The organism is Chlorobium phaeovibrioides (assembly GCF_003968655.1).
GTDB classification, from domain to species: Bacteria; Bacteroidota; Chlorobiia; order Chlorobiales; family Chlorobiaceae; genus Chlorobium; species Chlorobium phaeovibrioides.
The window spans coordinates 285731-299328 of sequence record NZ_RXYK01000001.1; the positions used below are offsets into that span (position 1 = coordinate 285731).

The 13598-nt window shown below is 50.7% G+C and carries 15 protein-coding genes; 10 read left to right on the top strand and 5 right to left on the bottom strand.

The window, feature by feature from the left end; translation table 11 throughout:
• Positions 1-26: 26 nt before the first annotated feature.
• From EKD02_RS01290 to EKD02_RS01320, 7 genes are read left to right on the top strand one after another with little or no spacing between them, the layout of a single operon-like run.
• The gene (locus EKD02_RS01290; RefSeq protein WP_126342365.1) at positions 27-860 is read left to right on the top strand and encodes a Fe-S cluster domain-containing protein; all 834 of its coding nucleotides are present in this window, start codon (positions 27-29) and stop codon (positions 858-860) included.
• On the top strand, positions 861-2186 hold the full coding sequence (gene rsxC / locus EKD02_RS01295; protein ID WP_126342367.1) for an electron transport complex subunit RsxC: 1326 nt from the start codon (positions 861-863) through the stop codon (positions 2184-2186).
• An 18-nt stretch (positions 2187-2204) separates the two neighbouring features.
• Positions 2205-3179: an RnfABCDGE type electron transport complex subunit D gene (locus tag EKD02_RS01300; protein WP_011890036.1), complete on the top strand. Its 975-nt coding sequence runs from the start codon at positions 2205-2207 to the stop codon at positions 3177-3179.
• Positions 3176-3721, top strand: coding sequence for an RnfABCDGE type electron transport complex subunit G (locus EKD02_RS01305; RefSeq protein ID WP_011890035.1), 546 nt, complete (start codon positions 3176-3178; stop codon positions 3719-3721). The genes EKD02_RS01300 and EKD02_RS01305 overlap by 4 nt, the downstream gene beginning before the upstream one ends.
• Entirely contained in the window at positions 3718-4320 is a 603-nt protein-coding gene (gene rsxE / locus EKD02_RS01310; protein ID WP_011890034.1) for an electron transport complex subunit RsxE, read from the top strand. The genes EKD02_RS01305 and rsxE overlap by 4 nt, the downstream gene beginning before the upstream one ends.
• Positions 4320-4898 (top strand): electron transport complex subunit RsxA, encoded by a 579-nt coding sequence (gene rsxA, locus EKD02_RS01315; RefSeq protein WP_011890033.1) that lies wholly within the window; start codon positions 4320-4322, stop codon positions 4896-4898. Before rsxE ends, rsxA begins: the two co-directional genes overlap by 1 nt.
• A 36-nt stretch (positions 4899-4934) precedes the next feature.
• Positions 4935-5951 (top strand): FAD:protein FMN transferase, encoded by a 1017-nt coding sequence (locus EKD02_RS01320; RefSeq protein WP_011890032.1) that lies wholly within the window; start codon positions 4935-4937, stop codon positions 5949-5951.
• Here EKD02_RS01320 and pgi read toward each other — a convergent pair.
• Positions 5931-7619 carry a glucose-6-phosphate isomerase gene (pgi, locus tag EKD02_RS01325; RefSeq protein WP_126383505.1) on the bottom strand — a complete coding sequence of 563 codons (1689 nt, stop codon included), beginning with the start codon at positions 7617-7619 and terminating at the stop codon, positions 5931-5933. The genes EKD02_RS01320 and pgi overlap by 21 nt on opposite strands.
• 34 nt (positions 7620-7653) lie before the next feature.
• A complete protein-coding gene (locus EKD02_RS01330) occupies positions 7654-8073 on the bottom strand; it encodes an ATP-binding protein (protein ID WP_011890030.1) in 420 nt (139 codons plus the stop codon).
• A 256-nt stretch (positions 8074-8329) separates the two neighbouring features.
• Between EKD02_RS01330 and EKD02_RS01335 the strand changes: the two genes are divergently transcribed.
• The 3 genes from EKD02_RS01335 to EKD02_RS01345 all read left to right on the top strand — a co-directional run bounded on the left by EKD02_RS01335 (position 8330) and on the right by EKD02_RS01345 (position 10793).
• Positions 8330-9655, top strand: coding sequence for an ammonium transporter (locus EKD02_RS01335; RefSeq protein ID WP_011890029.1), 1326 nt, complete (start codon positions 8330-8332; stop codon positions 9653-9655).
• Between the two features lie 18 nt (positions 9656-9673).
• Entirely contained in the window at positions 9674-10015 is a 342-nt protein-coding gene (locus EKD02_RS01340) for a P-II family nitrogen regulator (RefSeq protein WP_011890028.1), read from the top strand.
• A gap of 82 nt (positions 10016-10097) precedes the next feature.
• Entirely contained in the window at positions 10098-10793 is a 696-nt protein-coding gene (locus EKD02_RS01345; RefSeq protein ID WP_126383448.1) for a TorF family putative porin, read from the top strand.
• Positions 10794-10917: 124 nt separating this feature from the next.
• Here EKD02_RS01345 and EKD02_RS01350 read toward each other — a convergent pair whose 3' ends face one another.
• The 3 genes from EKD02_RS01350 to EKD02_RS01360 form a co-directional block, all read right to left on the bottom strand.
• Positions 10918-12054, bottom strand: a complete 1137-nt coding sequence (locus EKD02_RS01350) for a GNAT family N-acetyltransferase (protein WP_126383450.1) — start codon at positions 12052-12054, stop codon at positions 10918-10920.
• Between the two features lie 77 nt (positions 12055-12131).
• Positions 12132-12335 carry a YgaP family membrane protein gene (locus EKD02_RS01355; RefSeq protein WP_011890025.1) on the bottom strand — a complete coding sequence of 68 codons (204 nt, stop codon included), beginning with the start codon at positions 12333-12335 and terminating at the stop codon, positions 12132-12134.
• 37 nt (positions 12336-12372) lie between these two features.
• The gene (locus EKD02_RS01360) at positions 12373-13422 is read right to left on the bottom strand and encodes a 3-deoxy-7-phosphoheptulonate synthase (RefSeq protein ID WP_126342378.1); all 1050 of its coding nucleotides are present in this window, start codon (positions 13420-13422) and stop codon (positions 12373-12375) included.
• Positions 13423-13598: the final 176 nt, after the last annotated feature.

The window sequence follows — 13598 nt, forward strand, 5'->3', positions numbered from 1 at the left end:
TTTTTTCGAGCAACAAACACCGTCCCATGATCAGTGAAGCTTTCATACCAGCCGTAACCAGCCTTGGATCGCTTGCCCTCATTCTTGGCATCATCATCTATTTTGTCTCGAAAAAATTCTATGTGGCAGAAGACCCGATGGTCACCATCATCAACGGAATTCTGCCAGGAGTCAACTGCGGTGCCTGTGCATATCCGAGCTGCAACCAGTTTGCCGAAGAACTTGTAAGGACAAAAGATACGACCATGACCTGCCCTGTAGGTGGAGCGGACCTTGCGGCAAAGCTTGGCGAATCACTCGGAATTGAAATGGCTGAACCCAAACCTGTCACCTGCGCTGTCATCTGTCAGGGAAACAGCGACAATGCACGCGCCAGCGCAGAATATGTGGGCATACAGGACTGCTGGGCTGCCATGCAGGCCTTTGCCGGCCCGAAGCAGTGCCGTCATTCCTGCCTCGGTCTTGGCTCCTGCATAGCCTGGTGCGACTTCAACGCCATGCGCATTGAAAACGGCCTTATAGTCATTGACAAGGATCTCTGTACGGGCTGCGGTGCATGCGTTCCTGCCTGCCCTACAGGTGTGCTTGTCATGCAGCAGAAAAAGGCAGAACGGATTTTCATAGCCTGCAACTCGCATGATCGTGGTGCCGACACGAAAAGAGCCTGCGACGCCGGATGTACAGCCTGCCAGAAATGTGTAAAAGTATGCCCTGAAGAGGCCATTGTCATTGAGAATTTCGTGGCGCGAATCATTCAGGAAAAATGCACGGCCTGCGGCAAATGCCTTGAAGTGTGCCCCTCGAAGGTGAACTGCATCGTCCTTGAAAAAGACATGGTCAAATCAACAAACGCCTCATAAATGAAGACATTCACTATTGGTGGAATACACCCCCCTGAATCAAAACTGACAGCGTCGAAAGCCATTGAAAAGATGCCGGTCCCTTCAGAGATTGTGGTCTCAATGAGTCAGCATCTCGGCAAGCCCGCCAAACCGCTTGTCAAAGTAGGTGAAGAGGTGAAAAAAGGCCAGCGCATCGGTGAAGCTGACGGGTTCATTTCAGCACATGTCCATGCAGGCACAAGCGGCAAGGTTAAATCCGTCAAATCGGTTCCCCACCCCGGCGGCAACTATTCTCTCTCAGTCACCATCACTACTGACGGTGAGGATGCCTGGGCAGAAGGATTGAACACTGCTCCAATTGACTGGAAAGGACTGTCAAAAGAATCAATCATTGAACGAATCAAGGATGCCGGCATAGTCGGAATGGGTGGCGCAGGGTTCCCCTCATCGGTCAAACTCTCCCCTCCTCCCGATAAAACCATTGATACCATCATCCTCAACGGTGCCGAATGCGAACCGTTTCTGACAGCAGACCATCGTGTGATGGTTGAATCCGCTGAAGAAGTCATCAAGGGGCTGGAAATCATCACATCGCTTTTTCAGGGCAAAGCAAAGCCATTCATCGGAATTGAGGCCAACAAGCCCGACGCCATTGCGGCCATGAAAAAGGCGGCGAAGGGAACTGGCATTGAAATTGTTACCCTTGAAACAAAGTATCCCCAGGGCGCTGAAAAACAGCTCATCAACGCCATAACGGGAAGAACCATTGAAGAGGGACAGCTACCCTTCGACAAAGGATGCCTTGTCCACAATATCGGCACGGCAGTGGCTATTTATGACGCAGTCTCATGCAACCGCCCACTTGTTGAGCGGGTACTGACTGTCTCGGGAATGGAGATCTCTTCAGCCAGGAACATACGGGCGGTCATCGGCACCCGGTTCAGCGACATAGCTGCCTTCTCAGGCGGCATAAGCGAAAAAACCAATCAGGTCATAACCGGTGGCCCCATGATGGGCCGCTCACAGTTCACCCTTGAGGTGCCCATCACAAAAACAACTTCCGGCATTCTCTTCATCAATAACGCCGGTCTGGAATCATCACGGGAAAGAACCTGCATACGGTGCGGTAAATGCATAGATGCCTGCCCGCAGGGCCTTGAGCCATGGCTGCTTGGCAATGAAGCCCAGTTCCGCAGACTTGACGAAGCAGAACTTTACGGCCTCGCCAACTGTACTGAATGCGGGAGCTGCACCTTTGTCTGCCCTTCCAAACGGGAGCTGGTACACTGGATCAAGTATGCCAAAGCCCTGGTCAATAACCGCAAGCAACGCAAAACCGCCTAACCGCATTACCGTCAACACATGGAACCCGTAAAACTCAAAGTATCGTACGCGCCGTTTGTAAGGTCGAAAGACTCCATAGAATCGGTCATGTACAATGTTGCCCTTGCCCTTTTTCCGGCAACAGCCATGTCGGTCTACTATTTCGGCATACCAGCTCTTCTTGTGACCATAACGGCTATCGCTTCATCAGTCGGATTTGAATGGCTGACTGACAAAATTCGCAAAAAGCCTGACTCATGTCTGGACGGCAGTGCCGTTGTCACAGGCCTCCTTCTCGCCCTCAATGTTCCCTCCAGCCTTCCGCTCTGGATGGTAGTTGTTGGCTCTTTCGTCGCCATTGTGGTGACAAAACATCTTTTTGGCGGGTTAGGCTTCAATATCTTCAACCCGGCTCTTGTTGCCAGGGTCTTCCTGCTCATCTCTTTCCCTGTGGCCATGACCAGCTGGGCAGTTCCCTTTGCTGTCGACATGCAGACAGCCGCCTCGCCCCTCGGCATTCTGAAAACTGACGGTATGGCTGCGCTCTCAAACTTCAGCTATATGGACGCCCTGCTGGGCAAAACTGGCGGCAGCCTTGGTGAAACCTCCGTACTGGCCCTCCTCTTCGGCGCCGCATGGCTGTTTTACAAGCGCTACATCACCATTTCCATTCCTCTCTCTTTCATAGCAAGCACACTGGCGTTCACAGGGATTTTTTACCTTATTGACCCCACCACTTACGCCTCACCGCTGTTTCATTTTCTGACCGGCGGCCTTGTTCTTGGAGCATTCTTCATGGCGACAGACATGGTCACCAGCCCACTTTCACTCAGAGGACAGCTGCTGTTCGGTATTGGCTGCGGCCTTCTGACAGCAGTCATCAGGCTTTGGGGGGGATATCCCGAAGGGGTCTCCTTTGCCATCCTCATCATGAACTCTTTAGTCCCGCTTCTTGACAAATGGGACCTTGACGAGATTAAAGCCAAAAAACAAAAGTCCCTTACAACAGCATGAGACCAATAATCATTCTTACCATCGTCGGCCTGATCAGCGCATCGCTTCTGGCACTGGTTGACGACATTACCAGAGACCCAATTGCCAAAGCAAAGGAGCTCATGGAACGCCGTGCAATCGAGGAGGTATTCCCTTTCCCGCTCGATAGCCTGAGAACCGTCACGGAAGGCGAGACCTCATTTTTTGAAGCCTGCGACAATGAAGGCAGACTGAAAGGCATTGCCGTCAAAACCTCCACTGAAAAAGGCTATAGCGGAAAGATTGAAATCATTCTTGCCGTTCAGCCCGACCACACCATCATTGACTACAAGGTCATCTACACCAACGAGACCCCCGGCCTTGGTGACAAAATCAGCAAGCCGAAATTCAGGGAGCAGTTCAAAGGCAAGAGCCTTGAGGGTCCGATCTGGAAAGTCAACAAAGATGGCGGCTTCGTTGATGAACTGACTGCAGCAACAATTTCGTCGCGCGCCATAACCGATGCGGTTCACCGCGGACTTGAGCATATCAATCAGCAATACCCTAACACCGCCGAACAATGAACGAAGCAATCAACACCCTGACAAGAGGGTTCATTAAAGAGAACCCGGTCACAAAGATGCTCCTCGGGCTCTGTCCCGTGCTGGCTGTCACCACAACGGCGGTCAACGGACTCGGCATGGGGCTGGCCACCACCTTTGTGCTGATAGGATCAAATGTTGTCATTTCGATGACCTCAAAAATGATTCCTGATACCGTACGCATACCCTCATTCGTCCTGATCATCGCCACATTCGTCACAATAGTTGACATGCTCATCAAGGCATTTTCGCCCGAACTGAACCAGTCGCTCGGAATCTTCATTCCCCTTATTGTGGTCAACTGCATGATTCTGGGTCGCGCGGAAGCCTTCGCCAGCCGCTCCGGGGTCTGGTATTCGCTTCTCGACGGAATCGGGATGGGAATCGGCTTTACCCTTGCCCTTCTTGCGCTTGCATCTATCCGTGAAGTACTCGGAAGCGGCACAATCTTCAACATGCCCCTTATTGGCGAGGATGGCACACCACTGCTGGTCTTTGCCCTCCCCCCCGGAGCATTTGCAGGACTGGGAGCTATTATCGCACTGATGAACGCACTTGAAAAGAAAAGAGGAGTTAACTGATGGCTGAATATCTGCTCGTTATTGTCAGCGCGGTTTTTGTCAACAATGTTGTCTTTGCCCGCTTTTTGGGAATCTGCCCCTATCTTGGTGTCTCAAAAAAAATAGACACTGCCTTAGGTATGGGATTTGCCGTTACCTTTGTAATGACCCTTGCCACTGCCATCACCTATGTTCTTTACTACGGCGTTCTGGTACCATTCAACATCCAGTTCATGCAGACGGTCATGTACATACTCGTCATTGCATCCCTCGTCCAGCTGGTTGAAATTGTCCTGAAGAAAGTCAGCAAGTCTCTCTACAGCGCTCTGGGCATCTACCTGCCGCTCATCACAACAAACTGTGCCATCCTGGGCGTTGCCCTTATTGCCATTCAGGACAAATACTCACTGGTCATGTCGGTAGTCTTTGCCTTCTTCTCGGCAATCGGGTTTATACTTGCCATTGTCATTTTTGCCGGAATCCGCGAAAAGCTTGAGGATGCCGATATTCCCGGCCCTTTCAAAAATGTTCCCATAGGCCTTATTTCCGCGGCAATCCTTTCGCTTGCCTTCATGGGCTTTTCGGGTCTCGTAAAATAAACCAGCCACCCCCAAGGCAGCACTCCCAACACCGCTATGGCTCACTTCTTCCGCCATATTCTTCTGGGTTTGCTGCCGCTCTCAGCACTCCTTTCCTGCACCCCCAACGATCCCCCGGCAAGGCTTTATGAGCAGGAAAAAGTGCTCATGGGCACCGTATTCAAGTTCAAGTCAGCCGTTTCTTCCATTTCCGAAGACAGCGTAAGGCAGTCATACAAAGATGCATTTCGTGAAATCGCCCGGCTTGAATCGCAGCTGAGCGAATGGATTGAAGAGAGTCCTGTCTCCAGGGCCGCACAGCGCGCCGGAGAATCTCCTGTACCCATCACCCCTGATATTCTCAGGGTTACTGATCTTGCCCTGAGTATTTCTGAGCACACCGATGGAGCATTCGACTGCACATTTCTTCCCTTAGGCGAGCTCTGGAACATTCGACACCGGAAGCAGCCGCCAACTCAGGACAGCATCAACAGCGCGCTTCAGTTTGTCAACTGGCGGGAAGTTGAAACCAATCGAGAGGAAATGACACTGTTCCTCCGAAATAAAGGCATGAGAATCGGATTTGGTGGTATCGGAAAAGGGTATGCAGCAAAACAGGCCGGGCTCATCCTTGAAAAAAAAGGGATAACGGACTACATCATTGACGCCGGCGGAGACCTCTTCGTGCATGGCAAGAAAGGAAGCGAGCCATGGACATCAGGGATTCAGAATCCAGACCTGAGCAACGCACCGCCAGTCGTGCGCTTCAGGATAAAGAAGGCATGCGGAATTGCCACAAGCGGAGGGTATGAAAACTATTTCACATGGAAAGGTAAACGCTACCACCACATTATTGACCTGAAAACGGGATGGCCGAAAGAGGGAATGAAAAGTTCAACCGTCTTCTCCGCTGATCCTGCAAAGGCAGATGCATATGCAACCGCCTTTTACATTCTTGGCAGCGAAAAATCTCTCGAAGTCACCAGACGCGATACAACTGTAGCATTCATCCTTATCGACAGCACGGGGACCATCAAAAAAAGCCCCAACCTGTCAAGGTTCATCGAAGAATGAAATCTGCTCACTGGAGGGTCTGCCATGCTGCCCCCTCATGGCCCTGTATGCCTCAATAAGAGCGTTGGTTGAACAGTCATGCGCGTCAATCTCTTCTCCTCCCTGAAGTTCAGGCAGAATCACCTTTGCAAGCTGTTTGCCCAGTTCCACGCCCCACTGATCGAAGGAATTGATCTGCCAGACAACCCCCTGCACAAAAACCTTGTGCTCATACATCGCAATCAGAGCACCAAGCATAAAGGGATCAAGCTCATTGAACACGAGTGAATTCGTCGGCCGGTTGCCGGGGAAAACCTTGTGAGGAAGAAGCATGGCAATGGTGTCGTCAGAAAGTCCTGCGGCCATAAGCTCCTCACGAACCTCCTGTTCATTTTTCCCCTTCATCAGAGCCTCTGTCTGAGCGAAACAGTTGGCAGCAAGAATGTCATGATGATCTCCAAGCGGGTTCTGAGTTTTCAGAGGCAGAAGGAAATCAGCAGGAATGAATCCTGTTCCCTGATGGAGAAGCTGGAAAAAGGCATGCTGTGAATTGGTTCCGGGCTCACCCCAGATGACAGGGCCGGTTGCATACTCAACAGTTTTCCCAAGACGGTCAACCCGCTTGCCGTTACTTTCCATATCCAGCTGCTGCAGATATGCAGGGAAACGGTGAAGGTACTGGTCGTAAGGAATTACTGCGTGTGAATGGACATCGAAGAAGTTATTGTACCAGATGCCAAGCATTGCAAGAATCACCGGAATATTGCTTTCAATCGGTTCTTCAGTAAAATGCCGATCCATCGCATTGGCTCCCCGGAGAAGCTCCATGAACGCATCAAAGCCAAGGTACAGTGCTATGGAAAGACCTATTGCCGACCAGAGCGAGTAGCGGCCACCCACCCAGTCCCAGAACCCGAACATATTGGCAACATCAATACCGAACTCCTGAACTTTATCCCGGTTGGTCGATACCGCCACAAAATGGCGTGCGATGTGCTCCGGCTGAACAGCACGGTTGAGAAACCACTCTCTTGCAGACATGGCATTGGTCAGCGTCTCCTGTGTCGTGAAAGTTTTTGAAGCCACGACAAACAATGTGCTCTCAGCATGCAGCTGCTTAAGGGTTTCAGCAATGTTGGTTCCGTCAATATTGGAGACGAAATGGACCTTGATTGAACCATGTGCGAACGGCTTGAGTGACTCTGCAACCATGCAGGGGCCAAGATCAGACCCACCAATACCGATATTGACAACATCAGTGATTCTCTTTCCCGTATACCCTTTCCATTCGCCGGAAATCACCTTGGCGGTAAACTCCTTGATCTGGTGAAGAACTGCTGCAACAGCCTCAGGAACATCCAGGCCGTCAACAATCATGCTCTCACCCTGCGGACGGCGCAGGGCGGTATGAAGTACAGAGCGGTTCTCAGTAAAATTTATGGCCTCTCCGCGAAACATTGCATTGCGTCGCTCCTCAACACCTGCCTGTCGGGCTAGATCCATCAGCAGCTCCAGCGTTTTGGGAGTCACCAGATTCTTGGAATAATCAAACAGCAGACCCTTCCACTGAATAGAAAATCGATTGCATCGTTCAGGATCAGCAGCAAACATCTCCCTCATATGAAGCGTCTCAACTTTATGTTTATGCGATACCAGGGCGCTCCATGCAGCGCTTCGTGAAAGATCCATCATAATAGGTATTTCCTGTTTTACAGGGTTGGGGTCAAAAAGGCTCAAACCGTAGCTTGATACTGCAACCGTCTTCATTACACTCAACGCCGTCAATACTGGCAACGCTCTTGATAATATACATTCCCCGTCCTGAAGAACAGAGCAGGAATTCTTCAGCAGTCGGGTCCGAAATATCCTCAAGACAAAATCCGGCACCACAATCCCTAACCTCCACAAGCAGAACCCTCACTCCTTCCATTCCAAGAGCTGTCATCATAACAGTAACCGGGAACCTCTCATCATTGCGGTTGCCATGATGAAGGGCATTGACAAACGCCTCCTTGAGTACACGAAGCAGGTCAGAGAGAAACGCACTGTCGTATCTCTCGCTGCAGGCAAAAGCCTCAACCCATGACTGAAGAGCATCCCACTCTTCTGCCCTGCTTGCCAATACAATCGAGTTCGTTCTCATAAAAAATCCATCTGAAAGCGCAAAGAAAGCATTTCACATACTTATAAGGTACCACCAGCCAAACCGCCGAACAAGACCCGCCAGCACCACAGAGCGCCTTAATTTTTTCAGACGACTGATTTTTTTTTCTAATTATTTGTTACCTATTTGTTCTTTTGCATTATTTATTTACTTTAATCCAAGAAGTTCACTTAAAGAACTTCCTGTATCACTCTCAACGCCTTAACTTTTAAACAAACAGTAAACAGTCATCAGTATGAAACGATTAACACTGAAAACGGGAGTCCTCTCCGCAGGCCTGCTTGTGGCTGCCGCTCTCTTCAGTCCGCAGCTTCATGCGGCTGAGGCAACAGCGGATGCAGTCAATGCCTACGCGATCGACAACTTCTTTCTCTTCATCTGTGCCGTGCTGGTCCTGTTCATGCAGGCCGGGTTCGCACTTGTCGAGACAGGACTCAATGCCGCCAAGAACACGGTCAACATCCTGTTCAAGAACCTTATGGATCTTTCAATCGGCGCCATTCTGTTCTACTTCATCGGATATGGCCTCATGTATCCCGGTGGAGCTTTTGAAGGCGGATGGTTTGGATTCGGAGGCTTCGGAATCGGAAGCGCGTCATCCGAAATTGGCGCCGGCGTTCTCCACCCTGCCGTTGATTTCCTTTTCCAGGTAGCATTTGCCGCAACTGCAGCCACAATAGTCTCAGGAGCAGTCGCAGGAAGAATGCAGTTCAAATCTTACCTCATCTATTCTGCTGTGCTGACCGCCTTCATCTACCCGATCAGCGGCATGTGGAAATGGGGCGGCGGGTGGCTGAACACACTTGGCTTCCATGATTTCGCCGGTTCGCTCGTCGTGCACGCACTCGGTGGGTTTGCAGGACTTGCAGGAGCCATAGTTCTTGGACCAAGGCTCGGTCGTTTCAATGCCGACGGCAAACCCAATGCAATGCCCGGACACAACCTTGCTCTCAGTACGCTTGGCGTGTTCATCCTTCTTATTGGATGGTACGGCTTCAACCCCGGCAGCCAGCTTGCTGTTGTCGGCGGCGATAACACTGCCGCAGTCATGATAATTGCAACAAACACCACCCTTGCTGCAACAGCGGGCGCTTTTGTGGCAATGATGTTTGCCTGGGCACTGTTCAAAAAGCCCGATCTTACCATGGGTCTCAACGGTATGCTCGCAGGACTTGTTGCAATCACGGCAAACTGCGATGCGGTTGACTACAATGAAGCACTCATCATTGGTGCAGTTGGTGGAATTCTGGTGGTATCAGGCATCAAACTGCTTGACATGCTCAAGATTGACGATCCTGTCGGTGCATGGCCGGTACATGGCCTGAATGGCATCTGGGGCGGCATTGCAGCCGGCATCTTTGGAGGCAAGCCCCTCATGGCTCAGCTGATTGGCTCAACAGCCATACCGCTCTGGGGGTTCGGGACCATGCTTGTGCTCTTTGGCATACTGAAAGCCATCGGCATACTCAGGGTATCAAGAGAAGAAGAGATGAAAGGCCTCGACATTTCTGAACATGAAGAGGAAGCCTACTACGGGTTTGAAATATTCACAACACAGTAAATCAACCGGAGCAATCGAATGAAATACATTATCGCAATGATCCAGCCGCACAAGCTGACAGATGTCAAGGCTGCGCTTGCCGAGGTTGGAGTCAGAAAAATGACCGTAACCAACGCGCTCGGCTGCGGTTCACAGGGTGGTTACACCGAAGTCTATCGTGGAGTGCCAAGCGAGATCAACCTTCTGAAGAAGATCAAGCTTGAAATCGGAGTCAATGAAGAGTACACCGACAAAACCGTACAGGCCATTATCAAAGGGGCAAAGACCGGTGAAATCGGTGACGGAAAGATCTTCGTCTTCGACCTTCCTGAATGCATCAGGATCCGTACCGAAGAGAAAGGCAACGACGCTATCGGATAACTGTTCTTTTATCAATAAAGGCGAGCCCCCACAAAGGGGGCGAGCTGATCAACCACACAAAAAAAAACACAGGAGCAATTCAATGAAAAAGACCACAAAATTTCTGACCGTTGCGGCTCTTCTCGCAACCGGCTTTTCAGGCACAGCAATGGCCGACGAAGGCTTCAGCATCGGCGCCGATGTTGTCAGCAGTTATGTATGGAGAGGTACCGAGCTAGGTGACTCCTTCGCCATACAGCCGAGCCTTTCCTATACATTTCCCGGCATGGGAGTTGAAATCGGCGCCTGGGGCTCATACGCCATTGAAAAGAACACCGCAAGCGCTATTGAAGGGAATGGAGACTACCGTTACAAGGAGATTGACCTTTACCTGACCGTTCCGGTCGGCCCTGCCAGCGTTACCCTCACCAGCTACAGCCTTCCGAACGACACTGAAACCGACTCGTTCGATTTCAGCAGCGACGGCATCAACACGCTTGAAGTCAGCGCTTCAGCAGAGTTCGGTGATTTGAGCCTGCTTGCTGCTGTTTTTGTTGGCGGTAACGACTATGGCAACGCAACTTACTGTGAGGCTGGCTACCAGTTCTACGAAAAAGATGGCTACACAGCATCGGCAGTTGTGGGAGCAGGAGACGAAGACTATTACGGCGACCTTGAAGGCAAGAAGTTCGCTGTTGTCAACACCGGTGTTTCCGTTTCGAAGGATCGCTACACCGCTTCCTACATCTACAACCCCGACACAGCAAAGTCTAACCTCGTCTTCATGGCCTCGTTCTAAAGCTTTACCATGTTCTTTCGTCAGGTTGTCGTGTGTGACAACAGCAAAGGGGCCCTCGGGCCCCTTTGCTGTTGTATGGGAAAAATGAATAATCGTTTTCTGAATATCAGGCTAAAACATATTCTCAGCTGATCCGCTTCTCGTAAATCACATACTCCTTGTAAGGCTTCCCTCCAATCACCTTGGCCAGCTTGCTCATAGCTTCGTTGGCCTTGAGCACCCAACTCATTTCGCTGGCAAAAACACCGTGCTGTCCGCCGTAATCTGCTATATGGGTGTTGAGAATGCTGTCAATCCCCTTGTTGCGATACTCAGGAAGCACGCCCATGGTGATTGTGCGTACCATTGAGATGTTGCGGCTGTACCAGAGGTATTTCAGGAACCCCCATGGCGAGAATGGATTGCCGTTCACATGGCGGAGGGCCTGATTGACGTCGGGAAGTGACAGTGAGAACCCGATGGCACGACCGTCGCTGTCTTCAACAAAGTAAATGTAATGGGGATTGGCAATTGGCTTGAGATTTTTGGCAAGATAGTTGAACTCTTTGTCGGTCATGGGAACAAAACCCCAGTTCTTTTCCCAAGCCTTATTGTAAATGTCGCGGATGAGCTCAATCTCATTGTCGAAATCCTTCATATTCAAGGTCCTGATCGAGAGTTTCTCGCGCTTCATTACATGTGCCGCTATTTTGCGGAGACGCTCAATATCAATGATTTTCTGGTCGATGTACCAGGCAAGCAGCTCCTGCCCTATACCATGACCTGCATTTTTCACAAGGTCATTATAATATGGAGGATTGTAGAGCATCAGGAACACAGGTGGGGTGTCGAACCCTTTGGTCAGCATACCGCACTGGTCGTTCATTGATGGGCTGACCGGACCACGCATTGTATCAAGACCTTTGGCATTAAGCCATACTGCGGCTGCAGCGAAAAGAGCATTGGCGGTTTCCTGGTCGTTGATGCACTCAAAAAAGCCCCAGAAACCCACCCGGTCGTCATGAAACTCCTGATGACGGTGGTTTGCTACTGCTGCAATGGTTCCGGCCATCTCACCATCTTTCCATGCGGTGAACATTTCCAGGTCAGCATGTTCATAGAGTGGGAACACATCCGTATCCAGCGTATTCATATAGTCGGAAATAACCGGGGGAACCCAGTTTTTTCCAAGTTCAGGGTCATTGCGGTATATGTTCCAGGGAAACCTGATGAACTCTTTTCGCTCTGCTTTAGTGCGAACCTGCCTGACTTCTACAGCCATATGCGTTACTCCCGTGGGATTAAAAAAAATCCCCCTCGAAAGGGGGATGAGGGCAGCATGGAAACAGCCTGTCCTGTTTACTTGAAGGCATTGCCGGGCTCAACGCCGAGCGACTTCAGAATAAGTGCCATTGGGCAGAACCCTGTGAATGCAGACTGCAGCATCATAAAGCCAACAACGCCGGTAAGCCAGAGCCATCCGTTGCTCACTGTGAGAGCAAGAGCGACACTGAGGAGAATAAGAAGGCCTGCGATAGCCAGAACGAGTTTATCAATGTTCATGTCGGTATTTGTTTAGTGTTAGTTGTATTGTAAGGTACTATAAAATAGTGCGCATTACTTCTGCCCCTTCGCGGAGCATCCGTTCAGTCTCTTTCCAGGAAACACATTCATCAGTAATGGAAACTCCGTAACGAAGCTTGGCGGGATCTTCCGGGAACGGCTGATTACCCGAGCATATGTTGCTTTCAATCATGACGCCTGCAATGCTTTTATTGCCATCAACCTTCTGCCCGAGAACACTCTCCCACACATTGAGCTGTTCGGCATGTTTTTTCCCTGAGTTTGCGTGGCTGCAGTCAACAAGAAGAGCCTGGCGGAGGCCTCCTTTTGAAAGAAGAGCCTCTGCGGCAGTGATGCTGGCCGGGTCATAATTGGGGTGCGGTCCTCCACGAAGGACCAGATGACCGAACGGGTTTCCTTTGGTTGTAATCACACTGCTGTGACCGTCCTGATCAATACCAAGAAAACTATGCGGATGCATGGCCGAGCGGATGGCGTCTACAGCAACGCTTATGCGCCCATCGGTGGAGTTCTTGAATCCTACCGGCATGGAGAGGCCACTTGCCATCTGCCTGTGCGTCTGCGACTCAATGGTACGCGCACCTATGGCCGCCCAGCTGACTACATCCGCCACATACTGGGGTGAAATGGGATCAAGAAATTCGGTTGCTGCCGGCAGCCCCATGGCATTGATGTCAAGCAGGAGTTTCCGCGCGTAATAGAGTCCGTGCTCAATATCATAAGTATCATTCAGGTGGGGATCGTTGATGAATCCTTTCCACCCGACGGTTGTCCTCGGCTTCTCAAAATAGACACGCATGACAATACAGAGCTCATTCTTCAGCTCTTCACGCAGTTCCGTGAGATGCCGGGCGTATTCCTCTGCTGCTCCAATATCATGGATGGAGCATGGCCCTACTATCACCAGCATCCTTTGGTCCCTGCCGGTCAAAATATCTTCAATCTCGCGACGGCCTGAAAGAATGACGGAGGCGGCATTCTCATCGACCGGCAATTTCTCTTTCAGCACACGGGGGGCTGAAAGACGGGTAATACCCGAAACTCTTAAATCCTGTAACTGTTCCATCAGCTATGCAAAAAAAATCAAGCCATTAAAATGTTTGGAAGGAAGATAAAAAAAACCGTGACATATCCGGAGGACATGGAGCAATTATATCCGTAATGGGAAATGACGCTGTGTGAGACAAACGAAAAAACCCGCCTTCAAGTGGCGGGTTTTTTGTGTTGCGTGGTCGTTGAACA